Annotated in this window: 15 protein-coding genes and 1 pseudogene; 6 read left to right on the forward strand and 10 right to left on the reverse strand. The window is 68.6% G+C overall.

All coding sequences use genetic code 11. The features are described 5' to 3' along the window. Positions 1–15 precede the first annotated feature (15 nt). Positions 16–669 carry a response regulator gene (locus AC1RRV_RS17760; protein ID WP_492860970.1) on the reverse strand — a complete coding sequence of 218 codons (654 nt, stop codon included), beginning with the start codon at positions 667–669 and terminating at the stop codon, positions 16–18. Further along, positions 666–2834 carry an ATP-binding protein gene (locus AC1RRV_RS17765; RefSeq protein WP_492860971.1) on the reverse strand — a complete coding sequence of 723 codons (2169 nt, stop codon included), beginning with the start codon at positions 2832–2834 and terminating at the stop codon, positions 666–668. Before AC1RRV_RS17765 ends, AC1RRV_RS17760 begins: the two co-directional genes overlap by 4 nt. A 112-nt stretch (positions 2835–2946) precedes the next feature. Between AC1RRV_RS17765 and AC1RRV_RS17770 the strand changes: the two genes are divergently transcribed. Then, positions 2947–3657, forward strand: a complete 711-nt coding sequence (locus AC1RRV_RS17770; protein WP_492860972.1) for a DUF6445 family protein — start codon at positions 2947–2949, stop codon at positions 3655–3657. Positions 3658–3771: 114 nt separating this feature from the next. Here AC1RRV_RS17770 and AC1RRV_RS17775 read toward each other — a convergent pair whose 3' ends face one another. Together AC1RRV_RS17775 and AC1RRV_RS17780 are read right to left on the reverse strand one after the other, a co-directional pair. Next, complete coding sequence (locus tag AC1RRV_RS17775; RefSeq protein ID WP_492860973.1) at positions 3772–4773, reverse strand: cupin-like domain-containing protein; 1002 nt, start codon at positions 4771–4773, stop codon at positions 3772–3774. 147 nt (positions 4774–4920) lie between these two features. Then, a complete protein-coding gene (locus tag AC1RRV_RS17780) occupies positions 4921–6261 on the reverse strand; it encodes an alpha/beta hydrolase family protein (protein WP_492860974.1) in 1341 nt (446 codons plus the stop codon). 16 nt (positions 6262–6277) lie between these two features. Between AC1RRV_RS17780 and AC1RRV_RS17785 the strand changes: the two are divergent. Beyond that, a pseudogene (locus AC1RRV_RS17785) lies at positions 6278–7901 on the forward strand (DUF5597 domain-containing protein). A 162-nt stretch (positions 7902–8063) separates the two neighbouring features. Here AC1RRV_RS17785 and AC1RRV_RS17790 read toward each other — a convergent pair. The 3 genes from AC1RRV_RS17790 to AC1RRV_RS17800 all read right to left on the reverse strand — a co-directional run bounded on the left by AC1RRV_RS17790 (position 8064) and on the right by AC1RRV_RS17800 (position 14461). Continuing rightward, positions 8064–9737 carry a glycoside hydrolase family 43 protein gene (locus AC1RRV_RS17790; RefSeq protein ID WP_492860975.1) on the reverse strand — a complete coding sequence of 558 codons (1674 nt, stop codon included), beginning with the start codon at positions 9735–9737 and terminating at the stop codon, positions 8064–8066. 152 nt (positions 9738–9889) lie between these two features. Then, positions 9890–11035: a glycoside hydrolase family 10 protein gene (locus AC1RRV_RS17795; RefSeq protein ID WP_492860976.1), complete on the reverse strand. Its 1146-nt coding sequence runs from the start codon at positions 11033–11035 to the stop codon at positions 9890–9892. 276 nt (positions 11036–11311) lie between these two features. Next, entirely contained in the window at positions 11312–14461 is a 3150-nt protein-coding gene (locus tag AC1RRV_RS17800; RefSeq protein ID WP_492860977.1) for a TonB-dependent receptor, read from the reverse strand. A gap of 553 nt (positions 14462–15014) precedes the next feature. On the opposite strand from AC1RRV_RS17800, the gene AC1RRV_RS17805 reads away from it, so the two are divergent. From AC1RRV_RS17805 to AC1RRV_RS17820, 4 genes are all read left to right on the forward strand, one after another. Then, positions 15015–16553 (forward strand): tryptophan halogenase family protein, encoded by a 1539-nt coding sequence (locus tag AC1RRV_RS17805; protein WP_492860978.1) that lies wholly within the window; start codon positions 15015–15017, stop codon positions 16551–16553. Next, the gene (locus tag AC1RRV_RS17810; protein WP_492860979.1) at positions 16550–17680 is read left to right on the forward strand and encodes a tryptophan 7-halogenase; all 1131 of its coding nucleotides are present in this window, start codon (positions 16550–16552) and stop codon (positions 17678–17680) included. The genes AC1RRV_RS17805 and AC1RRV_RS17810 overlap by 4 nt, the downstream gene beginning before the upstream one ends. Positions 17681–17838: 158 nt before the next feature. Beyond that, positions 17839–19356, forward strand: coding sequence for a tryptophan halogenase family protein (locus tag AC1RRV_RS17815; RefSeq protein WP_492860980.1), 1518 nt, complete (start codon positions 17839–17841; stop codon positions 19354–19356). Next, a complete protein-coding gene (locus tag AC1RRV_RS17820; RefSeq protein ID WP_492860981.1) occupies positions 19353–20864 on the forward strand; it encodes a tryptophan halogenase family protein in 1512 nt (503 codons plus the stop codon). The genes AC1RRV_RS17815 and AC1RRV_RS17820 overlap by 4 nt, the downstream gene beginning before the upstream one ends. A 255-nt stretch (positions 20865–21119) precedes the next feature. Here AC1RRV_RS17820 and AC1RRV_RS17825 read toward each other — a convergent pair whose 3' ends face one another. The 3 genes from AC1RRV_RS17825 to AC1RRV_RS17835 form a co-directional block, all read right to left on the reverse strand. Further along, positions 21120–22016: an alpha/beta fold hydrolase gene (locus AC1RRV_RS17825; protein ID WP_492860982.1), complete on the reverse strand. Its 897-nt coding sequence runs from the start codon at positions 22014–22016 to the stop codon at positions 21120–21122. A gap of 89 nt (positions 22017–22105) precedes the next feature. Further along, complete coding sequence (locus AC1RRV_RS17830; protein WP_492860983.1) at positions 22106–23419, reverse strand: amidohydrolase; 1314 nt, start codon at positions 23417–23419, stop codon at positions 22106–22108. A 183-nt stretch (positions 23420–23602) separates the two neighbouring features. Beyond that, positions 23603–25741 carry an alpha-glucuronidase family glycosyl hydrolase gene (locus AC1RRV_RS17835; RefSeq protein WP_492860984.1) on the reverse strand — a complete coding sequence of 713 codons (2139 nt, stop codon included), beginning with the start codon at positions 25739–25741 and terminating at the stop codon, positions 23603–23605. Positions 25742–25894: the final 153 nt, after the last annotated feature.

Here is a 25894-nt window from a genome sequence, read left to right on the forward strand (position 1 = left end):
GGGGGAGGATTTGAGCTATACTAACCCCCGCCTCGCCGCCTCCAGCGCCGCCTCGGCGCGAGAGCAGATGTTCAGCTTGCGATAGATCGCCTTCACATAGCCCGCCACGGTCAGCTCGGTGACGCCCATCACCTTGGCCGCCTCGCCCGAGCGCAGGCCGCGGCCGATCAGGCGCAGGACCTCGGTCTCGCGCGGGGTCAGGGCCGCCTCGGGTTCGTTCAGCTCCACCGGCACCGGGCGATTGCGGAAATAGTCCAGCATCCGCCGGGCCACGGCCGGCGAGAGCGGCATCTCGCCGGCTTCCAGGCGACGCAGGTAGCGGACCAGATCCTCGCGGCCCATGTCCTTGAGCAGATAGCCGCCCGCCCCCGCCGCTATGGCGTCGAACAGGTGGGCGTCGTCGGCGTAGATGGTCACCACCACCGATCGCGTCGCCCCGCCGGAGCGCTCGTTCAGATCGCGCAGGAAGTCGACGCCCCGCCCGTCGGGCAAGGCCAGGTCGACCAGGGCCAGGTCCGGCGCGCCGGCGGCCAGGAACGAGCGCGCCTCGGCCAGGTCACGCGCGCCCCGGGCGACGACGCCGGGAAAGGCCTCGGCCAGGGCCGCCAGCAGGTGCTCGCGGGTCTCGGCCTGGTCCTCGAGAACCAGGGCGGTGGTGGGCAGGCTCATGCGGCGGCGCTCGCGTCTATGGGCGCCGAGAGACGAATGACGGTTCCCTTGCTGGTGTCGGGAATGTCGACCGCCCCGCCGATTTCGCCGAGGCGGCGTTCGAGATTGGCCAGGCCGCTGCGTCGCCCGCCGGGCTCGCGCGGCAGGCCCACGCCGTCGTCGCTGATGGTCAACTCCAGCCGGCCGGCTTCCTCGTGCAGGGTGACGACCACCTGGGTCGCCCGGGCGTGGCGGATGGCGTTGGACACCACCTCGCGCACGGCCGAGGTCAGATTCTTGTAGACGCGATAGGGCGCGGTGACGGCCGGGTCGGCCAGCTCGATCGGCGTCCAGTCCAGGGCGATTCCGGCCGCCTCCAGGCGCTCGGCGGTCTCGTGGCGCAGGTCGGCCAGCACCGCCTCCAGCGGGAGGTCGTGGCCCGACAGGCCCGAAACGATGGAGCGCAGGTCGCCGATCGCCCCGCGCATGGCCTCGCGGGTCTGGGACAGGTCCTGGCGGTGCAGGCCCGACAGCAGCCGGGCCCCGACGTCGTCATGCAGGTCGCGGGCGATGCGCAGCCGCTCTTCGACCACGCCCCGGGCATAGGCGTCGCGGCCCTCCTCGATCTGGCTCAGGAGGCCCACCAGCTGGTCGGCCAGCTGGGCCTGGGCGGCCCCGAACAGGCCTCGCCCCCGGAACGGGAAGCGCAGGGTGATGGCGGTCGCGCCGGCGGCGGCGGGCAGGCCCAGGGCCACGCCCTCCTCCAGGATCTCGGCCTTGGACTGGGTGGCGGAGCCGGCGGTGATCTCCAACGGCTCGTAGACCTTGGACAGCAGGGCTTTCCAGGCCTGGACCCGGGCGTCGACGTCGTGGATCAGGGCGACCTGGGCCACGGCGGCGAACATCTCGTGCTCCTTCATGGTCTTGCGACCGATCGTGCGCCGCCACAGGACGTCGCGGAACGGCAGGTAGATGAAGGCGACGATCAGCAGCGAGATGCCCAGGGCGGTCTGCGGATTGGTCCCCAGGGCGGTGATCAGCAGGCCGTCCAGGGCCAGCATGGCCGCGCCGGCGCTGATGTAGAACAGGATCCGGAACGCCCACTGGTCCAGCTCGAACAGCTTGTGGCGGCGCAGGCCCACGGCCATGCCGACATAGATGATCACGAAGAAGCCGAGCGAGAACCGGGGGTCCAGGAACGGCCGCATGCCCAGGGCGATCGGCACGGCGACATTGGCGATGAAGGCCCCGGCCCCGATGATCACCGACAGGCCGAGCCACCGGGTGGCGGCCATGGCGGCCGGGTCCTTGCGGCTGACGAAGGCCTGGACGACGATGGCCACGACGATCAGCAGCATCTCGATCGAGGTGGCCGCCTGGCCGGTGCTCTCGACCGCCGGATTGCCCGGCAGCAGCGGCGTCGCTGCCCACAGCGCCACGCACAGCGGGGGGACCAGCACGACCGGCAGCCTGGTGACCCGCTTGGGATAGGCCAGGAAGAAGGCGATCATCGCGCCGCCGAACGACACCGCGCCCAGCATGTTCAGGCCCATGACCACGGCGAACAGCGTCTGGTCCATGGCCAGCTCGACACTGGCGTGGACGGCCCAGCCGAAGGTGAAAGCCAGCATCGACAGGCCCGTCAGGCCGAACAGCTGGGTCGACAGATCGCGCGGCCGCAGGGCCCAGACCCAGCCGACGATCAGGGTGGCGATCAGGCCGAAGGCGAGGTTGGCCCAGAACTCCGCGCCCAGGGTCGACAGCGGCCGTATGCGGTCGTCGAGGGTCAGCGCCCGCTGCACCCCGTCCGGGCCGGCCAGGCGCAGGACCAGGGGTCGCGCCTCGAGCTGGCGGGCGAAGTGGCCTTGGCGACGGGCCTGCTCGACGGCGGCCTTCTGGGTGACCGGGCTGTCCAGGCCGCCGATCTCGTCGGCGTGCAGCACCGGCGGGGCGGCGGTCCCGCCGACAGCGCCGACGCCCGTCAGCCGCTCGCCGGTCTTGGCCCCGGCCCGCGCCAGCGGACCATCCGGCGTCAGGCGGCTGATCACCACGGCGCCATCGGGCTTGTTCTCGAAGGTCGCTCCCAGCCAGGACGGGGTCAGGGCCAGCCACACGCCGGCCAGGGCCGTCGCCACGCACAGCAGAACGACGCCAAGCAGCAGGGTGGTGGGGGACGATGCGCGCATCGGGCCTTGCGACAGGTTGAGAACCACCCGAACCTTGAGGCAGGACAAGCGTGGCCGCAACCATCGGCGAACGCCGTTATGGGGTCGGTTCACCTGTCCGGAGGCGTTTTTCGTGTTCGATTTTTCCCTGGCCTCCGCGCCGAGCATTTCCGTCCGTCGGCTAGGCGACGAAGGCGAGCCGGTGATGACGGTCGATGGGGTGATGCGTTCGCCGCAGGCCCTGGTCGACTATGCGGCCGGCGAGACCTTCGCCATGCCGCCGGGGGGCGAGAACTTCTATCCGGGCCTGCTGGCCCCGGCGCCGCTCGACTATGTCGGCGCCCTGTGCCGCGCCCTGGCCCCGGCGATCATCGAAGCGTTCGGGCTGGAGGGCGTCAAACTGTCGGGCGCGACCTGCAACTATTCGCTCGTCACCCTGGCGCCCGAGCGGCTGAACACCGCCCAGCGCCTGCCGCATGTCGACACCGACGATCCCTTGCAGTTCGCGGTGCTGCACTATCTGTGCGACGCCCCGTTCGGCGGCACGGCCTTCTACCGGCACCGGGCGACGGGCTACGAGACCCTGCGGCCCGAGCGGCTGGCCCGTTACAAGGCCGTGCTGGCCGACGAACTGGCCGCCGCCCCGCCGCCGGCCGCCTATGTCAACGGCGACACCGCCCAGCACGAACGCATCGGCGAGGTGGCGGCGAAGTTCGACCGGGTGGCGGTCTATCGCAGCCGCCTGCTGCACTCGGGCCTGATCGCCCCGGACGCCCCACTCAGCGCCGACCCGAGGACGGGCCGGCTGACGGCGAACGTGTTCCTGAATTTCCGGGCGGTTTGAAGATGCTCCCCCGTTGGGGGAGCTGTCGCGGAGCGACTGAGGGGGCCATCGCCGCCGGCGCCGCGCTGCCCCCTCCGGCCCTCCGGGCCACCTCCCCCTGAGGGGGAGGATCTACTACCCCTTCCCCATCGCGTGCCCCACGAACGCCCGCACGTTCCGCGTCAGCTGGGGCGAGAGCGGGCCCAGCACGCCCTTCATCTCCGGGCTCAGATGCGCGCCGGGGTCGTCGTCGCCGAACACATAGTGGTCGAACACCGCCCGCCAGGCCGCGCGCTGCGGGGCCGGCAGGTGGCGGACCGACATCATCGCGTGGATCAGCACCTCGAACGGCGAGCCGGCCGCCGCGGGCATGTCGTTCCACCAGTAGTTCACCAGCACGTTCAGCGGCCCGATCGAGCGCACGTGGTGCCACCACAGGGTCGGGATGTAGAGGGCGTCGCCCGGCTCCAGCTCGGCGACCAGGGCGTGGTCCAGGGCCTCCGCGAACTTCGGATAGCGATCGAGATCCGGGGCTTCCAGGTCGACCATGCTCACCGGCTGGCCGGCCGGGGTGAAGTCCAGCGGGCCGACATAGAGGTTCTTCGTCTGCTCCGGCGGGATCAGGGTGAAGCGACGGCGGCCGGCGACGCAGACGGCGATGTTGTCCGAGAGGTCGTAGTGGGCGGCCACCACCGTCTCGCCGCCGATCCAGACACGCGGGATCACGCCCGGACCCAGCACCGGATTGGCGTTGGCCTCGGCGAAGCCCGGCAGGGCCTGGGGCGCGGGGGTCGAGCCGACATAGACCGACGGCGCGTCGGCCTTGCCCGCATTGGCCAGCACCTCGTCGACGATCGCCGAGACCCGGCCCTCGCGGCGGCTGAAATTCAAGGCCCGTCCCTGGGGAGCGTAGAAGAACTTCCCGCCGATCTCGGGCGGTCCGACGAAGGCCTGGACCGGCGCGCCGGCGTCGTGGGCCTTGAGATAGGCGGCGATCGCCTCGGGACCTTCGCGCCCGGCCGCCACGGCGGGCCAGTGCGCCGCGAAACCGCGCAGGATCACCGGACGATAGGCCGGGAGCAGCTCGTCGCGGAACTGGGCCGGGGTGACGGCGGAGAGGTCGAGGATTGGGGTCATCTTGGCAATCACACTAGGTGTCATCCCGGCCGAAGCGAAGCGTAGAGCCGGGACCCAGGGGCGGCGCGCTCGGCGCTCCTTCACCCCCTGGGTCCCGGATAGCGCCTGCGGCGCTTCCGGGATGACACGTGTTTTGGGTGTTGAGGACTACTTGCGCTCGAAATACCGCGCCGCGAAGTCCAGGAAGTACGGCCAGTTCGGGCCCGGCGTGTGGCCGCCCTCGTGCTGGCGGAAGGCCAGGTCGCCGTCGGCGATCAGGGTCAGCGGAGCCGGGAACGTCGTCGCCCCCAAGTCCTTGGCCCCCAGCAGCCGATAGACCGGCCCGGCCGCCACCGTGGCCATGAACATGCCGCGCGAGTCGATCCAGGCGTCGGCCTCGTCATTGCCGACGCTGATGAACAGCGGGCGCGGAGCGACCAGGGCGATCAGCTCGTGGCTGTCCACCGGCAGGTCGTCGACAGTCAGCGGCCCGGCATATTTCAGGAAGTTCCCGGCCATCCAGTGGTGCTGGCCCTCGGCGGCCAGGTTCTCGACCTGCTCGCCGCGCTTGCGCCGATGCAGCTTGGCCCCGCCCTCGCCGGACGAGGCGATCAGGCCCACGGCCAGGCGCGGCTCGTAGGCCATGGCCAGCAGGGCGGCCTTGCCGTAGCGCGACAGGCCCTCCATGCCGATCCGCTTGGGATCGATGGCGGGATCGGTCTCGAAATAGTCGACCGCGCGGCTGGCGCCCCAGGCCCAGGCGCGCAGGGCGCCCCAGTCGTCGGGCTTGCGAGGGTGACCCTTGTTGGCCAGGCCAATGATCCCTTGCGAAAGCTTGGCCGGATCGTCGGCCTGGACGCTGGTCGGGTCGAGGATGGCGTAGCCCCAGCCCCGGCCGATCACCAGGTCCTTCCAGTCCGGCCCGGGCGGAGCCGGACGCCCGCGCATCCACGGCGCGCCGTCGGGGAAGCCGAATTCGAGGATCAGCGGGACGCCGGTCTTGCCTTCTGGAGTCACGACCAGCAGGTCCAGCGAGACCGAGATCGCCGGCGCCTTGCTGTTGTCGGCGACACCCGCCAGCCGCTTCTCGATCACCGGCACGCCGGCCCGGACCGCTTGGGTTTCCTTGACCACTCGCCAAGTGATCTTCGGCGCGTGTTTCGGGACCCGGCCGTGTTCCTCGCGGGCGTAGAGTTCGACGATCTGCGGGCGGCGCACCTCCCACCAGGCCTTGGCGTCCGGCACGGGCTGGCCGTTCTGGAAGCGCAGCGGATCGGGCAGCAGGCTGAACGGCCCGGCCTTGGCCTCGTCGTAGTTCACCGCGTTGGGCGCGGCCTTGTTGTAGCCGTCGACGCCGGGCCGCAGGGGCTTGTCGATGCCCAGGACCTTGAGCATCCGCGCATGCTCGGCCTGCCCCGCGGCGACGTCGCGCTGGGGGAACTGGGCCAGGGCCGCGGAGGGCGCGAGGGTAGCGGTAACAAATGCAGCCGCCACGGCGATTTTCAGCATTGATCTTACAAGTGTCATGACATCATCTGACCTTTGACATGCGTAACACGATATCGATCCTCGCGGCCGCCCTCATGGGCCTCGCCGCCGTCACGACGCCCCATTCGGCCCGGGCCGAACAGGCTCCCCGCATCGCCAAGGTCGACGGCGTCCATCGCCTGCTGGTCGACGGCAAGCCGTACCTGATCCTGGGCGGCGAACTGGGCAATTCCAGCAGTTCGGACCTGAAGGACCTGTCCCGGCACTGGGCGGTGATGAAGGCGGCGAACCTCAACACCGTGCTCGCGCCCGTGACCTGGGAACAGGTCGAGCCGGTCGAGGGCAAGTTCGACTTCACGGTGCTGGACGGGATGATCCAGCAGGCCCGCGCCAACGACATGCGGCTGGTGCTGCTGTGGTTCGGCGCGTGGAAGAACAGCATGTCGACCTACACCCCCGGCTGGGTGAAGCGCGACCAGGCCCGCTTCCCGCTGGCCCGCACGGCGCCAGGCCCAGATGGGGGCAAGGCCGTCGAGATCCTCAGCGCCTCGTACAGCGCGACCCGCGACGCCGACGCCAAGGCGTTCGCCGCGATGATGGCGCACCTGAAGGCCGTGGACGGCGATAAGCGCACCGTCCTGATGGTCCAGGTCGAGAACGAGATCGGCATGCTCCCGCAGGCCCGCGATCACGCCAAGGAGGCCGAGGCCGACTTCGCCAAGCCGGTTCCGGCGGCGGCCCTGAAAGCCCTGGGCGCAAAGGAGACGGGGACCTGGACCGAGGTGTTCGGCGCCTCGCCGGCCACCGACGAGCTGTGGCAGGCCTGGACCTTCGGCCGCTATGTCGAGACCGTCACGGCGGCCGGCAAGAAGGCCTACGACCTGCCGATGTACGTCAACGCGGCCCTGAACCGGCCGGGCGCGGCGCCGGGCGGCTATCCCAGCGCCGGCCCCCTGCCCCACCTGATCGACCTGTGGCGCGCGGCGGCCCCGTCCTTGGACATGCTGAGCCCCGACATTTACTTCCCGGACTTCACCCAGCGGATGCCGCCCTATGACCGGGCCGACCAGCCGCTGTTCATTCCGGAGGCCGACCAGGCCGGCAAGACGCCCGCCCCGGGCAACGCCTTCTGGGCCTTCGGCGAGCACGACACGATCGGCTTCTCGCCCTTCTCGATCGAGAACCTGCCGCCCGAGGGCGTGAAGACCCTCGGCGCGACCTATCGCCTGCTGGACCGGCTGAAGCCCCTGATCGTCACCCACGACGGCGGCAAGACCATGCGGGGGTTCCGGGCGCCGGTGGCCTATGACGGGACCGTCGACCTGACCCCGCGCAAGGCCAGCTTCGGCCCGTGGGACTTCACGGTGACCGTGGTCGATCCCTGGACGCCCAAGGACAAGCAGGACTATGCCAGCCACGGCGGCCTGGTGATCCAGACCGGCCCGGACGAGTTCATCGTGGCCGGCCGCGGGATCACCCTCACCTTCGCGACGAAGGATGGGAGCGTCGGCTTGGATGTCGTGCGGGAGCTGGAATTCCAGGATGGCAAGTGGGTCGATGGCCGCTGGCTGAACGGCGACGAGACCCACCAGGGCCGCCACGTGCGGCTGCCGCCGACGGAGTTCGGGGCGCAGCGGGTGAGGCTGTATAAGTACCAGTAATCCCTTCTCCCCTTGCGGGAGAAGGTGGCCGCCGCAGGCGGACGGATGAGGGGTCGCACCGAGGACGACCGCTTCGTCCAGCCGAAGTGCTGTCGCGGCTGATCCGCTCATCAACCCCTCATCCGGCGCTGCGCGCCACCTTCTCCCACAAGGGGAGAAGGGTCATTTTTCGGAGCCATGCGCGTAGACGCCCAGCATGGTTCCCACGAAGCCGCCCGCCACCTTGGTGCTCAGCGTCGTCCCGTCGGTGCCGGCCTTCAGCGTTTGCCACTGGCCCGGCGCGGTTGCGTAGGCGAAGTCCAGGGTCCCGCCGGTCGCGGTGATCTTCAGGTTCAGCGGCGCGCCGGGCTTCAGGGCCAGGGGCTTCTCGGCCGCCACGGCGCCGTCGACCGGATCGCCCTTCCCCGTGCGCTTCTCGACCCGGACCAGGGTCTTGCCGCCGTCGCGGACCAGGCCGACGAACCAGTAGAAGTCGTCGTTCTGCACGGCGACCAGCCCGGCCTTGTCGCCATCGGCCTTGGGCTCGAAGCGCAGGGTCGTCTGGACCGTGGCGTTCATGTGCTGCTGGCGACGGGCCCACATCGAGGGCTGGTCGTTGTCGCCGATCCTGGCCTTGCGCGCCCGCAGGCTCAGCGTGCCGTCCTTCACCGACCACCAGCGCGAGGTCGGGATGCGCATGGTCATCCAGGTCTTCGGCAGCTCCGGGCCGGCGAAGGTCTCGGCGGCCGTGAACGGGCCGGACATCGGCGCCGCCGTCATAGCGGGCAGCTTCGGCGCGGCCGCCGCATAGGGGATGGTCTTGCCGTTCTCCAGGATCACCGGCCAGCCGTCCTTCCACTCGACGGGCAGCAGGAAGGTCTCGCGGCCGGTGTTGTAGAGATCGTCGCCATAGGGCCGGACGGCCAGGAAGGTCGCCCACCACTTTCCGTCGGGCGTATCGACCAGGTCGGCATGGCCGGCCGAGGTGATGGGCAGCGGGCGGTCCTTGGGCAGGCCGCGCTGGGTCAGGATCGGATTGTCCGCATACGGAACATAGGGGCCGGTGACCGACTTGGCGCGCAGCACCACCTGGCTGTGGCCCTCGGCCGTGCCGCCCTCGGCGGCGACCAGATAGTACCAGCCGTCCTTCTTCAGGATGTGCGGCCCCTCGGGCCAGATCGGCTTGGCGGCGGGATTGACGCCTTTATCCAGCAGCACCGTGCGCGGGCCGATCGTGACCTTGGCCTTCTGGTCGTATTCCTGGATCCAGATGGCGCGGTGGCCGCTGTACTCGGCCGGGCCCGGTGGCTCGTCGTTGTTGACGATCCAGGCGCGGCCGTCGTCATTGAAGAAGATCGAGGCGTCGATGCCGCCGACCTGGGGCAGCCACACCGGGTCCGACCACGGTCCCTTGGGGTCCTTGGCGGTGATCAGGAAATTGCCGCCGCAGTCGACGCAGGTGTTGAGGATGTAGAACGTCCCGTCGTGCTCCTCGATCGCCGGGGCGAACACCGCGCGCGACAGGCCCAGGCGCTTGAAGTCCAGCATGCCGGGGCGGTCGAGGGCGTTGCCGATCTGCTCCCAGTGGACGAGATCGGTCGAGTGGAACACCGGCAGGCCCGGGAACCAGGCGAAGGTCGAGTTGACCAGGTAGTAGTCCTCGCCCACCCGCGTGACGCTGGGGTCGGGGTGGAAGCCCTGCAGGATCGGGTTGCGGTACTGGCCGGGCGTGGCCTTGACCGCGTCGGACGGGTCCGAGCCGCTGTAGACGAAGTTGGAGAAGGCGGCGGTCTGGGCCTGGGCGGCGGTGGCCGCGAGGAGCGTTAGGGCCAGGGCGGTCAGGGTCGGGCGGAACATCGGCTTACTCCTACGCACCAAAATCTCGTCATCCCGGACGGCCCGGCGGGCCGGTCCGGGACCCAGGGGGTGCGTGAACGCCGTGCCGGCCGCCCCTGGGTCCCGGCTCTTCGCGCTGCGCGCTCCGGCCGGGATGACGCATGGAAGAGGCCCTACCGCGCCGGCGCCGCCTTCAACGCCGCCGCCACGGCCTCGCGCAGCGGCTTTGCCTGGTAGTTGTCGTCGTACAGGGTCGGGCGCTTGGGCTTCTTGTCCTCGCGGAACCACTGGTTCTGCAGCCACGAATATTTGTCGACCATGCCCCAGGCCAGCACCTCCTTGGTCTGGCGGTAGGACAGCATCATGTCGAGGAAGGCCTTGGCGTAGGCGGCGACCTCGGCGTCGCGCGGGGCGAACGCGGCGGGCAGGCCCTTGTCGTGGACGTCGAACTCGGTGATCAGCAGGTCGTAGCCCATGCCGGTCGCCTCATCGATGAAGGCCTTCCACGCCTTCTCCTCGGGCTTGCCGAAGCCGGTGAAGGTGTCGGCGTTCTCGGCCCCGATGTGGCTCTGGACGCCCAGGGCGTCGACGGGCGTGCCGCGCTTCTTGAAGCCTTCGAGCAGCTTCAGCACGCCGTAGCGGTGCTTCTCGTTGCCGGTCTCCTGGCTCATGTAATCGTTGTAGACGAGGCGGGCCTTGGGGGCGGCCTCGCGGGCGACGTGGAACGACAGGTCCAGCACCGCTTCCTTGCCCATGGCGTCGGAGAAGGCGGTGCCGCGGATCGAGCCGTCGATCGGATCGACCGTCTCATTGACCACGTCCCACGAGATCATCTGCGGATAGCGCTTGCACAGCGCCTGGATGTGCTCGGTGACCATTTTCGCCGCGGCCTCGGCGGGCTTGGGGCCGAAGTCGTAGCCCTTCACCCAGTTCGGGAACCACTGCGGGTGGTGCCACAGCAGGGTGTGGCCGCGCAGGGCCTGGCCATTGGCCTTGGCGAACTCGGCGATGCGGTCGGCGCGCTCGAAGTCGAAATACTGCGGGCCTCGGGCCCGGATCACGTACCACTTCAGCTCGTTCTCGGGGACCAGGACGCCGCACTCGCGGGCCAGGATCTCGCGGTATTTGGGATCCTCGAACGAGCCGGTCAGCGCGCCCTTCGGCCCCGCGCCCACGGCGCTGCCGAAATAGAGGCCCTTGGCCTTGGCCAGCTCGCGCAGCGAGGGACCTTCGGCGGCGAAGGCGGGTCCGGCGAAGGCCGACGCCGCGCCGGCGGCGCTCAGCGCCAGAAGGTCTCGGCGGGAGAGATTCTCACGCATCTCTAGGCTCCAAGAAAAACGCGCACCGCCGAGGAAGACGATGCGCCCGAGGCCTTCCCGATCGCGACCTATCGCGAGCGGACAGAAGGCCTCGAGCCAATAAAAAGGAGCCCGTCTCGTTTGGCTGTTCAAAGCAAAACGAAACGGGCTCCGGAAAGTTGGCAGGAGTAACCGAGCTCCGCCGCCCGACCTCACAGGAGAAAGGCCAAGCGTCGACGAAACCCATCCGTGACGTCCCGACCCGAGTGAGGAACCCGGGTCGGGAAATCAGCGGAACTAGAAGCTGGCGCGCAGGACCAGCGAGTAGCGACGGTCGTTCATGAACCAGGAGCGGCCCGTATCGAGCAGCTTGTTGTTCAGCACCTGGTTGGTCTGGGTGATCTCGTTGAGCAGGTTCACGCCCTGCACCCCGACCTTCATGTTCGAGTTGATCGTGTAGAACAGCGAACCGTCCAGCTGACCGGTGGCCTGGTTCATGATCGGCGCGAACGGCACGATCACGTCACGGACGGTCAGCAGGAACTCCGAGCGCCAGTTGTAGGCGAGGCGGGCCGAGATTTTGCCCTTCTCGTAGATGGCGGCGAAGTTGGCGTTGTGCTTCGACAGGCCCTGCAGCGGCAGCAGGCTGGTGTCGATGTTGGCGACACGGCCGGCGGCGACGTCAGGGTCGGTCGCCGACAGCGTCGACTGACGCACGCCCGAGCTCTTGATGTAGCTGTAGTTGGCGTTGATGCCGAAGCCATCGAACGGCTTGGGCAGGAAGTCATAGAACTGCTGGTAGCCGATTTCGAAGCCGTCGATCTTGGCCTTGTCCTTCGAGTTGACCGGCGTCGTGATGGCCACGTCGAAGGTCGCACCGTTGTTGGTGAAGGGCAGACGGGCCGTACCGTTGGTGATGACGTTGGTCAGGTCCTTGTGGAACAGGGCCACCGTCAGCGAGCCGACCGGCGCGAAGTACCATTCGCCCGACAGGTCGATGTTGGTCGACTCGATGGGCTTCAGCTTCGGGTTACCCACGGTCGTGGTGCCCGACGGACGGCCATTGATGATGCCGTCGGCGTTCGAGTTGACCGAGAGGTTGTAGTAGTTGCGGACCAGACCGACGTCCGGCGGCGTCACCGTCTTCGACAGGCCCAGGCGGAACTGCATCTTGTTCGGCAGGGCCAGCTTGGCGTTGAAGCTCGGCAGGAAGTAGTCGTACGAGGTGCCGGCCGTGTTGGCGATCAGCGCGCCGTTAGCCCAGTTGCGCAGTTCCTGACGGGTGGCCGCGGTGAGCGCCGTACAGAAGATCGGCAGGGTGGCCGGCGGCGTCACGGGCGTCGAGCAGGTCGCTTCGCTCGTCACCGAGCTCGACAGCGGATAGGCCAGGAAGCCCGAGGTCTCGCGGTCGGTCTTGGTGTAGCGCACGCCGATGTTGCCGGTCAGGCGGATGCCGCCGTCGAAGTCGTGCTTGAAGCGCGCCATCAGATAGGCGGCCTTGTTCTTCTCTTCGATCGGGTTGACTTCGTTCGGACGGAACGGCGTGCCGGCGACGGTGCCGCAACGCTGAGCCAGAGGCACCCAGTTCTGCGGGCAGCCGTCGGCGGCGTACGTCGGACGCCATTCAGCGCCGACCTGCTTCACGAAGGCCGCGAAGGCCGCGTAGTTCTGGGTGATGTTCTGGTTGTAGAACGGCCGCGGCTCGTTGCCGGTCGGCAGCGGAACCTTGTTGCGGAAGAAGTTGTCGTAGGTGAACAGCTCGATCTTGCTGGTGCTGTCCTCGCCGACCGTGCCGGGCACGCCGTTGAGTTCCGGCACGCCGTTGACCTTGTCGCTCATCCAGACCGGGCCGCCTTCGCCCCAGATCTCGCTGACCACGCCCCAGTTGTAGGACGAGAAGCGGGTGGTCTGGTCACGATCCGACCAGCGCACGCCGGCCTTGACCGAGTCGAGCCACGGGCTGTCGTCGAACTTGTACTCGACGTCGAACTTGAGGGCGTCTTCCTCGCCGTCCGACATCTCGTAGTGGTCCATGGCGGCGCGCCAGAACGAGTTGTACGGGCTGCTGAAGCTGTTGTTCGAACCGTTGTAATAGGTCGGGCAGCTCGAGGTCGGCGCCGGGCACTGAACCACCACGCCGCCATTGCTGGGCGGAGCGAAGCTGAAGATCGGCGGCTCGTTGCCGCGCAGGTTCATGGCCAGGTTCTGGAAGCTGGAGCCCCACAGACCGACGTCCAGCATCTTCACCTTGGAAGAAACGTGCTGGTAGTCGAGCTGGAAGCCCCAGTTGTCGTTCGGCGTCCACTTGAAGTTCGCGCCGAAATCGCTGGTCGTATACTTCTGGTCGACGTCGCGGCGGACGTTGTTCGACTGCAGGCCGTCGATCGGCGTGCGGCGCTCGCCCGAGTTCTGGTCGGCGCGCCAGCCGGTCGTGCCGGTGACCAGCCCGTTCGTGAAGATGCCGTCGCCGTCGAAGGTGAAGCTGGTGCCGGCGACCGGACGCGAGTCGCCGTTGGCGGCGACGTTGTCGGTGGCGACTTCGATCGCGTGCTCGGTCCACTGCTGGCGCGAGTCCGAACGCAGGTACTGAACCGTGGCGACCATGGTGCGGTCGGTGCTGCGCCATTGGATGGCGGCGGCCTGACCTTCACGATCACGCTCGGTGGTCGTCGAGCGGAACGCCGCGCCGCGCGGGAACCACACGCCGCGGGTGCCGTTGCCGCAGTCCGCGGGCGTCTGGCCCAGGTTGGTGCGGCAGGCGAAGTTCGAAGCCTGGGTGCCGTCCGAACGGGTCCAGAGCTTGGAGTTGGTGTAGCTGGCCAGGACGCCGAACTCACCGATGCTGGTGTCGAAGCGCTTGCTGCCCATCAGCGTGAAGCTGGGGGCCCACTTCTTGATCAGGTCGCCGTAGCTGTTTTCCAGCGACATCGACAGCATCTGGCGCTTGCTGTTGTCGAACGGCAGGCGCGTACGCAGGTTCACGGTGCCCGAGATGCCGCCTTCGATCAGGTCGGCCGACGGGCTCTTGAAGACGTCGACGCCGCCCATCAGTTCCGACGGGACGTCGGCGAACGACAGGGAGCGGCCGTTGTTGGCCGAGAAGCTGTCGCGGCCGTTCAGCTCCGAACGCACGAAGTTCAGGCCGCGCACGACGACGCCCGAACCTTCGACCGAGAAGTGGTCGGGGTCGACGCCGGCGGCGAAACGGTTGATGGCCACGCCCGGGATGCGCTGCAGCGCTTCGGTGACCGAGCGGTCCGGCAGAGCGCCGATGTCTTCGGCGGTGATCGAGTCGCCGATGATTTCGGACGACTGCTTCAGCTGCTGGCTGCTCTTGAGGCTCTGCTTGATGCTGGTGACGATGACTTCGTCGACCGTCGCCGTGTCAGGCTTCGCGGTTTGCGCCATGGCCGGCGCGCCGACGACCAGCGCGCCCAGCGCCAGCATCGAAGCCCCGTACTTCAGTCGCGTTGTGAAGGAATTGCGTCCGCTCTTAGCGGACGGCCCGTTGGCCGTGCCCATTTAGTCCACCTCCCCTTTTTGTCGTTCTGGTAGCAAGGTAGCGCTACCATTGATCATGTTACCGTGACCATTGTGGTCAGATCACACGACAGACCACTGGTCGTCAAGCGTTGTCACAAACGCCAGGTTCGTTTAGCCATAAGGAATGGGAACGTTACCATTTTGGGTAGCAGCCGCCCCGCCACGCGGGCTTTGCGCGCTGTTTCCGAACCTGGTCACCTCCCCTTCCGTGGTCTGGCCACGTCGACCGGATTCTTGTCGTCCGGCTATAAGAACGATGACAACGCTAGACAGCGTTGTCAATTTTTGACTGCTCGGTATGGGTCCTCTGACGTACCCGGCCTGAGAAAACGGCCCCTGGGGGAGGGAGCATAATGATGGACGAGACCGTCCGCGCGGGCCCAGGAGCCGTTTCGACGGGGCGCGTCCGAATGCCGCACCCTTCCCTCCGCGGCGCGACGAACCCTAAGCTCCGTCCATGACCCCCATTCGCAAGATCGTCATCGTCGGCGGCGGCACGGCCGGCTGGATGACCGCCGCCGGCCTGGTCGCGGTGCTGAAGGGCCTGCCGATCTCCATCGCGCTGGTCGAGTCGGCCGAGATCGGCACCGTCGGCGTCGGCGAGGCCACGGTCCCGCACATCCGCAACTACAACGCCCGCCTGGGTTTGGACGAAGCCGACTTCATGCGGAAGACCCAGGCCACCTACAAGCTGGGCATCGAATTCCGCGACTGGGGCAAGAAGGGCGAGGCCTACGTCCACCCGTTCGGCGCCTTCGGCCATCCGATCGGCGGCATCCCCTTCCACCAGCACTGGCTGCGGGCGAAGGCGCTCGCCGAACGGGAGGGGCGCGAAGCCGATTCGATCCAGGCCTACAGCCTGCCGATCATGGCGGGCCTGGCCGGCAAGTTCGCGCCGCCCTCCCCCGATCCGCGCTCGCTGGGCTCGACCTTCAACTACGCCTACCAGTTCGACGCCGGCCTCTACGCCCTCTATCTGCGCGCCTATTCCGAAGCCCGGGGCGTCGTTCGCACCGAGGGCAAGATCGCCACGGTGCAGCAGCGCCCCGAGGATGGCTTCGTCACCGGCGTGACGCTCGAGAGTGGTCAGACCATTGAAGGCGACCTGTTCATCGACTGCTCCGGATTCCGGGGCCTGCTGATCGAGGGCGCGCTGAAGGCCGGCTATGACGACTGGACCCAATGGCTGCCCTGCGACCGCGCCGCCGCCGTGCCCTGCGAGTCGGTCGAGCCCGCCACGCCCCTGACCCGCGCGACCTCCGACCAGGCCGGCTGGCGCTGGCGCATCCCGCTGCAGCACCGGGTCGGCAACGGCTATGTCTATTGCTCCAGCTATATCAGCGACGACGAGGCCGCCCGGGTGCTGGTCTCGAAGCTGGACGGCAAGGCGCAGCAGGACCCGCGATTCCTCCGCTTCGTCACCGGCCGCCGCAAGAAGCAGTGGCTGAAGAACGTCGTGGCCGTCGGCCTGTCGTCGGGCTTCCTGGAGCCGCTGGAGAGCACCTCGATCCACCTGATCCAGGTGGCGATCACCACCCTGCTGGAACTCTTCCCGCACCAGGGCTGCGAACAGGCCGACCAGGACGAGTACAACCGGGTCATGGACCTGGAGTTCGAGCGGATCCGCGACTTCCTCGTGCTGCACTACCACGCCAACCAGCGGGACGATTCCGACTTCTGGAACGACCGCCGCGCCGCGCCCATCCCCGACAGCCTGGCCGGCAAGATGGACTTGTTCCGCGAGCGCGGCCTGGTGGTCGGCTACAAGGACGGCTTCTTCAAGGAGCCCTCGTGGCTGGCCGTCTATCTGGGCCAGAACATCGCGCCCGACGGCCATGACCCGCTGGTCGAGGCGGTCGATCCGGCCCAGTCCGCCAAGGTCCTGGCCGAGCTGAAGGCCGCCGTCGCCCGCACGGTCGCGGCCATGCCGGAGCACGAGACCTATCTGCGCTCGGTCGCCGACGCCCGAACCTCCGAAAAAGGCGTCCCCGCATGAAGCGCGTCCTGATCGTGGGTCGAGGGATCGACGCCTGGATGACCGCCGCCGCCCTGGCGACGGCGGGCAAGGGCGTGGCCGAGGTCGTGGTCTCCGAGACCGGGCCGCCGCCGTCCGGCCGCATCGCCACTCTGCCGTCCCTGCGCGGCCTGCACGCCCGCCTGGGGGTTTCCGAGGTCGCCCTGGTCCGCACCGCCGCCGTGGCGCCGCGCCTGGGGGCCCGCTACGGCGAGACGATCGCGCCGTTCGGCGAGACCGGGGCCAGCTTCGACGGCCTGCCGTTCCATCACTACTGGCTGCGGGCCGGAGAGGGCGCGCCGCTCAGCGACTGGAGCCTGGCCGCCCAGGCCGCCCAGCGCGGCCGCTTCGCCCCCGCGAGCCCGGACCCGCGCTCGCCGCTCTCGACCCTGGACCACGGCCTGACCCTGGACGCGGCGGGCTATGCGACCCTGCTGAAGGACGTGGCCCTGAAGGCCGGGGCCCAGGTCACGGACGGCCGCCCCGACGCGGATCTCCTGGTCGACGCCTCGGGCGAGGACGCTGTCCTGATCGGCCATGAAGCCTGGATCGACTGGAGCGCCTGGCTGCCCAGCGGCCTGGCCATGACCGAGCCCAAGGGTCTGCTGCCGGTCTTCACCCCGGGCGCGCCGCTGAAGGCCGGCCGCCGGGCGCGGGCCATGGTCGGCAACGTCGTGGCGCTCGGAACCTCGGCCGGCGCCATCGGCGCGGCGGACGGCGGCGACCTGCAACTGCTGCAGAACGACGTCTCGCGCCTGGTCGCCCTGTTCCCCACCGGCCCCGCCGCCGTCGACGAATATAACCGCCTGTCGAGCGCTGCGCTGGAGCGCGCCCGCGACATGGCCATCCTGCGCTGGGGCGTGCTGGACAATCCGCCCGAGCCCCTGGCCTGGAAGCTGGCCCAGTTCGAAAGTCGGGGCCGCGTCGTCATGTACGACGAGGAGGCCTGGCCCGAGAGCGCCTGGGTCCACGCCCTGCTGGCGCGCGGGATCGTCCCCAAGCGCTGGGACCCGCTGGTCGAACGCATGCCGCTGGAGCGCACGCGCGAGACGCTGAGCCGCATGAAAGCGGTGATCGCCCAGACGGCGGAGGCGATGCCGCGTGTCTGAACCCACCCCCTATTTTCCGTGTCATCCCGGCCGAAGCGCGCAGCGCGTAGAGCCGGGACCCAGGGGCGGCGTGCGCGGCGTTCCTTCCCCCCCTGGGTCCCGGATCGCCCCTCCGAGTCGTCCGGGGTGACACATGATTTTCTGTTGAGTTCGAACCCATGACCCCAAACCCCATCCGCAAGGTCCTGATCGTCGGCGGCGGCACCGCCGGCTGGATGACGGCCGCCGCCCTGTCCAAGGTGCTCGACACCAAGGGCGTGTCCGTCACCCTGGTGGAGTCCGACCAGATCTCCACGGTCGGGGTCGGCGAGGCGACGATCCCGCCGATCACCACCTTCAACCAGATCCTCGGCATCGACGAGGCCGAGTTCATGCGGGCCACCAAGGGCAGCTTCAAGCTGGCCATCGAGTTCAAGGACTGGATGGGCCCCGGCCATCGCTACCTGCACCCGTTCGGCAATTTCGGCCTGGATATCGAGGCGCTGAAGTTCCACCAGTTCTGGCTGCGCGCCCACCACGAGGGCTGGGCCCCGCCGATCGACGACTTCAACCTGCCGGCCACCGCCGCCACCCACGGCAAGTTCATGCTGCCCAGCAAGGACCCCGGCCAGGTGCTGTCCAGCATCAAGTACGCCTTCCACTTCGACGCCAGCCTCTACGCCAAATACCTGCGCGACTATGCCGAGAAGCGCGGCGTGGTCCGGGTCGAGGGCAAGGTCGCCGAAGTGGGCCAGAACGGCGAGACCGGCTTCATCACCGGCGTCACCCTGGAGGATGGCCGGGTGCTGGAGGCGGACCTGTTCGTCGACTGCACCGGCTTCCGCGCCCTGCTGATCGAGCAGACCCTGAAGACCGGCTTCGAGGACTGGGGTCACTGGCTGGCCAACGATCGCGCCGTGGCCCTGCAGTGCGAGATGGGCGGCGACGGCCTCTCGCCCTTCACCCGCGCCACCGCCCACGAGGCCGGCTGGATCTGGCGCATCCCGCTGCAGCACCGGATCGGCACCGGCTATGTCTATTCGTCCAAGCACATCAGCGACGAGGACGCGCTGAAGACGCTGGAGAGCACCCTGGACGGCGCCCCGACCCAGAAGCCGAACTTCATCAAGTTCCGCCCCGGTCGCCGCAAGCAGATCTGGAACAAGAACGTCGTGGCCATCGGCCTGTCGTCGGGCTTCCTGGAGCCGCTGGAAAGCACCAGCATCCACATGATCCAGGCCGGCATCACCAAGCTCTTGGCGCTGTTCCCGGACAAGGGCTTCAACCCCGTCGAGATCGCCGAGTACAACCGCCTGACCATCCTGCAGGTCGAGCTGATCCGCGACTTCATCATCCTGCACTTCCACGCCAACAACCGGCCCGAGCCGTACTGGAAGCAGCTGCGCGAGATGGAGATCCCGGCCGACCTGAAGCGCAAGATGGACCTGTTCCGCGCCTCCGGACGCCTGTTCCAGTCGGACTATGACCTGTTCGCCGAGCCCAGCTGGATCGCCGTGCTGCTGGGCCAGGGCGTCACGCCGCAGCGCCACGACCCGCTGGTCGACCAGTACGACGAGGCCTTCCTGAAAGGCCAGTTGGAGCGCCTGGCCAGCCTCGTCCGCCAGACCTCGGACGCCCTGCCGACCCACGAACAGTTCATCGCCCGCTACTGCGCCACGCCCGGATTCACCGCATGACCGCCGACCACCGCCTGCGCCGCATCGTCATCGTCGGCGGCGGCACCGCCGGCTGGATGACCGCCGCCGCCCTGGGGCGCTTCCTGAAGGACGGCTACACGAAGGTCACCCTGGTCGAGTCCGAGGCCATCGGTACGGTCGGCGTCGGCGAGTCGACGATCCCGCAGATCAACATCTTCAACCGGATGCTGGGGCTGGACGAGAACGACTTCGTCAAGAAGACCAAGGCCACCTTCAAGCTGGGCATCGACTTCGTCGACTGGCAACGGATCGGCCACAGCTACCACCACCCGTTCGGCCCCTATGGCGTCGACATGGAGGGGGTGTCGTTCCACGCCTACTGGCTCAAGGCCCGCGCCATGGGCCTGGACGACGACCTGGGCGCCTACAGCCTGCAGACGGTCGGCTCGCGCCAGAGCAAGTTCATGCGGCCTAGCAACCAGCCCAATTCGCCGCTGGGCCAGATCGCCTACGCCTTCCAGTTCGACGCCGGCCTCTACGCCAAGTTCCTGCGCGAATACGCCGAGGCGCGCAGCGTCGTGCGCCAGGAGGGCAAGATCGCCTCGGTCCAGCAGGACGGCGAGAGCGGCCATGTCACCTCGGTGACCCTGGAAAGCGGCCAGGTGCTCGAGGGCGACCTGTTCATCGACTGCTCGGGCTTCCGGGGCCTGCTGATCGAGCAGACCCTGAAGGCCGGCTACGAGGACTGGAGCCAGTGGCTGCTGAACGACCGCGCCGTGGCCATGCCCTGCACCCTGGCCGGCTCGCTGGCCCCGGTGACGCGGGCCAGCGCCCGTCCGGCCGGCTGGCAGTGGCGCATCCCGCTGCAGCACCGCCTGGGCAATGGCTACGCCTATTCCAGCCAGTTCATCAGTGACGACGAGGCCACCGCCGATCTCCTGAAGAACCTCGACGGCGAGCCCCTGGCCGAGCCGAACCTGCTGCGCTTCACCGCCGGCCGCCGCAAGAAGAGCTGGGACAAGAACGTCGTCTCGATCGGCCTGTCGGCGGGCTTCATGGAACCGCTGGAAAGCCAGTCGATCCACCTGATCCAGGTCGGGATCTCGCGCCTCTTGGCCCACTTCCCCGACCGCCATTTCCGGCAGGCCGACACCGACCGCTACAACCGGACCATGACCTTCGAATACGAGAAGATCCGGGACTTCCTGATCCTCCACTTCAAGGCCACCGAGCGCAACGACACCCCCTACTGGGACTATCTGCGCGAGATGCCGATCCCCGACTATCTGGCCGACAAGATCGAGCTGTTCAAAGGCTCTGGCCGGATCTTCCGCGAGAACGAGGAGCTGTTCAACGACACCTCGTGGTTCGCCGTCTTCATCGGCCAGGGGATCGTTCCCGAAGGCTACGACCCGATGGCTGACAACATGGACGAGGGCCTGTTCAAGTCGCGCATGGCCGAGATCAAGTCGGTCATCGCCAAGTCCGCCGAGGTGATGCCGGACCACATGGCGTTCATCCGGGAGAACTGCGACGCGATGGGCTGAGAGACGGACGTTGAATCCCTCTCTCTGAGAGAGAGGGAGGGGCCCATGCGCAGCATGGGAGGGTGAGTGGTTACACCCTCACCGAATGGAGCTCTGACGAAGCCGCCGGAAGCCGGCGGTCAGATCCGGAAATCTCGCCGCAGCGCCCCCACTGCAGAATGATCCCTGGGTTCCCGGCAAGCGGTGTAACCACTCACCCTCCCACGCCTCCGGCGCGGGCCCCTCCCTCTCTCTATGAGAGAGGGCTCGATCCCCCTAAACCATCACCCGCGCCCGCGCCGCCGCGCTGACCACCGCGTCGACGAACAGCGGGTGCGTCGCCTCGGGCAGGTCGTGGCCCATGCCCTCGACGATGCGCAGTTCGGCGCCGGGAATGGTGGCGGCGGTGTCCTTGCCGCCCTCGACGCGGACCAGGGGGTCGGCGTCGCCGTGCAGCACGACGGTCGGGGCGCTGATGGTCTTCAGCGCCTCGCGACGGTCGCCCGAGGCGATCACGGCCACCATCTGGCGCGCCACGCCGGCGGGGTGGAAGGCTCGCTCGATGGCGGCGCGCAGCTTGGGCCGCTCGGTCGCCGGATCGACCGGCCAGGCCGGGCTCTGGATGGCGATCTGGGCTTTCAGGGCGTGCTCGACCAGGCTGTCGAGATCGGTCTTCTCAGGGCGAGCATAGAGCACCGACAGAGCCTCGGGCGTGGCCGGGGGCACCGCCGGATTGCCGGTCGTGGACATCACCGAGACCAGCGACAGCACCTTCTGCGGATGCAGGGCCGCCAGCATCTGGCCGATCATCCCGCCCATCGAGACGCCGGCCACGTGCGCATGGGCGATTCCCAGCGCGTCCAGCAAGCCGGCGGCGTCGGCGGCCATGTCGGCCAGCAGATAGGGCACGGCGGGCTTCTGGCCGCTCATCATCGCCCCGATCACCGTCGGGATCTCGGGCACGCCGGCCGCGTCGAAGCCGGTCGACAGGCCGATGTCGCGATTGTCGAAGCGGATCACCCGGAAGCCCTCGGCGACCAGCTTCTCCACCAGGTTCAGCGGCCAGCGGGTCAGCTGCTGTCCCAGGCCCATGATCAGCAGCAGCGGCTCGCCCGTCTCGGGACCATGGACGTCGTATTCGAGCTCGATCCCGTTCGCGGCGATCCTGGCCATGCGTCGTTCCCCTATCGCCCTTGCTGGGCGAGGAGAGCTTAGGCCAGCGGCGAGCGGCGTCAAACAGTTGTTCGCCGACCTGTGAGCCCCTACCTCCCCGCCACCCCCAGCACCGCCAAGGTCATCGCCCGCACCCCCGTCCAGATCGTCGGCTCGGGCGTGGGGGCGAAGAACGGCGAGTGGTTGGTCGGCAGCGGCTTGCCCTCGGCCTTGGCCTTCTCGATCACCGCCGGGTCGTAGCCGCCGATGCCGAAATAGACCGAGGGCACGCCGGCCAGGATGAACTCCGAATAGTCCTCCGAGGCCGAGCCCGGCTTGTCCTGCGCCACCGCGCGGGGGCCGAAGGCGGCCTTGAACACCGCCGCCGTGCGCTCGGTCAGGGCCGCGTCATTGACCACCGCCTTGCCGCCGGGGGTGAGCTTCAGCTCGGGCTCGGGCGCGCCGGCCATGACGGCCACGGCCTTGGCGGTGCGCTGGACCCCGGCCAGGATCTTGTCGCGCACCTCCGCGTCCTGGGTGCGGATCGTGCCGCGCAGCCGGGCCCGGTCGGGGATGATGTTGCCGGCGCTGCCCGCCTGGATCGAACCGATGGTGACGACGCCGAACTGGGCCGGGTCCTTCTCGCGGCTGATCACGCTCTGGACGTCGACCACGAAGCGGCTGGCCATCAGGATCGGGTCGATCGTGGCGCTGGGCATCGAGCCGTGCCCGCCCCGGCCCACGAAGGTCAGGTCGATGCCGTCCGAGGTCGAGGTCAGCACCCCGGCCTTGTACGAGACCTGACCGGCCGGATCGTTGCCGACGTGCAGGGTGAAGCCGTAGTCGGGCTTGCCGCCGATCTTGTCCCACAGGCCGTCGGCCAGCATGGCCCGCGCGCCGCTGACCGTCTCCTCGGACGGCTGGGCGACGAAGACCAGCGTGCCCTTCCATTTGGCCTTGAGGGCCACCAGCTGGCGGGCGGTCCCGACCCAGGCGGCCATGTGGATGTCGTGGCCGCAGGCATGGTCGACAAAGACCTTCTCGCCGTTCCACATCGCGGTCACCTGGCTGGCATAGGCCAGGCCGGTCTTCTCCTGCATCGGCAGGGCGTCCAGCTCGGTACGGACCAGAATCTTGGGGCCATCACCGTTCTTGAGCACCGCCACCACGCCGGTCTTGCCGACGCCCTCGGTCACGGTGAAGCCCAGGGCGCGCATTGCCTCGGCCAGCTTGGCGGCGGTCTCAACCTCCTGGAACCCCAGCTCCGGATGGGCGTGGATGTCCTTGTAGAGCGCGTCCAGCGCCGGGTAGTCGCGGTCGAGCTGGACGTCGATGGTCCTGAGGGCAGCCGGAACGTTGAGCGGGGCGGCGGAGGCGGCCGTGGCCAGGAACGCGGCGACGATCGTGGTGGCGAGGAGCTTCATGCGGGGCGGGGCTCGGTGAGAGGGGGTCAGGGGAACTGACGAAGCAAATCACGCAAACCGCCAGCCCCCAATCCTCCCCCTAGTGGGGGAGGTGTCGGCGCAGCCGACGGAGGGGGAAGAGGCAGGGCCAGGACAAGTGCCCCCTCCGGCGCTTCGCGCCACCTCCCCCGCTAGGGGGAGGATCTAATTCCCCGGCGCCCACGGGAACTGCATCGCCTCGTACGCCTCCAGGCTCTTCGGCGGCGGCTTCTCCCCGGCCGGCAGCGGGCGTTTCGAGAAGCTCCCGAACCAGGCCACCGAGGCGTCGCGCCACCATTGGGCTTCGTCGCGCTGGATCTTCAGGTAGTCGGCGACCTCGGCGTGACGCTGCGGCTCGACATAAGGCGCCATCCCCGACCAGGTCCGCGCCATGCCGTCCACGTATCCAACGCCCCGGCCATAGCGCTTCACCAGCCCGTCCCACAGGGTGTCGCCGGACTTCAGGCGGTAGTCCCAGGGCAGGTGGTGGAACCACAGCAGGTCCTTCTCGTCGACGCACTTGAGGTCGGCGAAGCAGGCCCCGACCGCCGGGGCGTACTGCGCCGTGGCGTTGCTGCCCGAGGCCGTGCGGTCGAAGCCCAAGCCGTCCGGTCCGGCCTTGGCGTAGTAGACGCTGGTCCAGTCGGCGCGCGGCCCGCCGGCGACCCAGGGGCCGGGACCATAGTGGTGGCTGCGGCCCATCTGGTGGTGCAGACCCAGCGGGGTCATGTAGTCCACGGCCGCCTCGCGCGAGCCCATCATCATGTCCACGACCGGCTTCACGAAGCGCGGGTCGTTGGTGAAGGTCATCTTCGCCCAGTCGGTGGCGATATCCTTGGTCGAGGCCTCCGGGTCCCAGGCCAGCCGGCCGAAGACGTACCAGTTGGCCTGGTCGAACTGCGAGCCGCTCCAGTTACGGTCGCTGCCGATATTGGCCACGCCGGCCATCACCGTCAGCTTGCGCCCGTCCAGCTGGCCGTCGACCACCTTGGCCACGGTCGAGCCCTTGCCGTGGGCCATGGTGTCGGCGCGCAGGGTCTCCTCGTAGAGCGGGCCCAGATAGACGAGGTGGGTCGAGAAGCCGAGATATTCCTTGGTGATCTGGAACTCCATGCCGAGGTTGGATTTCGGCATGGCCCCGAACAGCGGGTGGAACGGCTCACGCGGCTGGAAGTCGATCGCGCCGTTCTTGACCTGGATGACCACGTTGTCGCGGAACTGGCCGTCGAACGGCTTGAACTCGTTGAAGCCCTGCTTGGCGCGGTCGTCGGGCTGCTCGTGCGAATAGACGAAGGCGCGCCAGATCACGACGCCGCCGTGCGGACCGACCGCGTCGGCCAGCATGTTGGCCCCGTCGACATGGGTGCGACCATAGTCCTGCGGACCCGGCTGGCCTTCCGAATTGGCCTTCACCAGGAAGCCGCCGAAGTCGGGAATGGCCTTGTAGATCTCGTCGGCCTTGGCCTTCCAGAAGGCGGCGACGGCGGGGTCGGCCGGGTCGGCGGTCTTCAGCCCCCCGATCTCGATCGGCGAGGAGAAGCGGGCCGACAGATAGACCTTGATCCCGTACGGCCGGAACGTGTCGGCCAGGGCCGCGGCCTTGGCGATGAACGGCGCGGTCAGGCTGTCGGACTTGGCGTTGACGTTGTTCAGCACCGTACCGTTGACGCCGATCGAGGCGTTGGCGCGGGCATAGTCGACCATGCGCGGGTCGACGTGACCGGGCAGCCGCCACCAGTCGAAGATCGACTGGCCCGCATAGCCGCGCTCGACCGTGCGGTTCAGGTTGTCCCAGTGGTTCAGCATCCGAAGCTTCACCTTGGGCGAGCTCATGATGTCGAGCTTGTCCACCGGCTGGCGGGTCTGGATCAGCGAGAGATAGCGATAGACGCCGTAGAGGGCGCCGATGTCCGTGTTCGCCGCGATCACCGTCGTGGCCTTGCCGTCCACGGCCAGGGTGCGGATCAGGTAGCCCTCGTCGCCGAGGTCCTTCAGCGGCAGGTTCAGCTTGGCGATGGGAGGGGACCAAGCCGCGCCCATCAGGATCACCCCGTCGCGCGTACCGGCCACGGCGCTGGCGGGCTTGCCGACCATTCCGGTGAGGCCGCGCAGCAGTTCGGCGCGAGCGGCCTGCAGCGTGGGCGTAATCGTGTTCGGCGCGATGGCGGCGGCGCGGGCGGCATAGGCGCTTCTCGCCGAGGCCTCGACCGGCTTGTAGCGGAGCCACAGGTCATAGCCGTCCTCGGCCCGGGCGGCCGGGGCCGCCAGGAGCAGAAGGGTCGCCGCGAACGCCAACAAACGCATGTCTCACTCCCATCTTCCCGACCGCCTCGGCGAAAGCCGGGGCCCAGCTGAAGGGGCTGTGAGGCGCCTGGAGGGGCCCACGCTCAGACTGGATCTGGATTCCGGCGGTCGCCGGAAGGCCGGATATTTTATGCGGTTCTTCCCGCTTCGATC

The organism is Caulobacter sp. GW821-FHT11E10 (genome assembly GCF_058808375.1).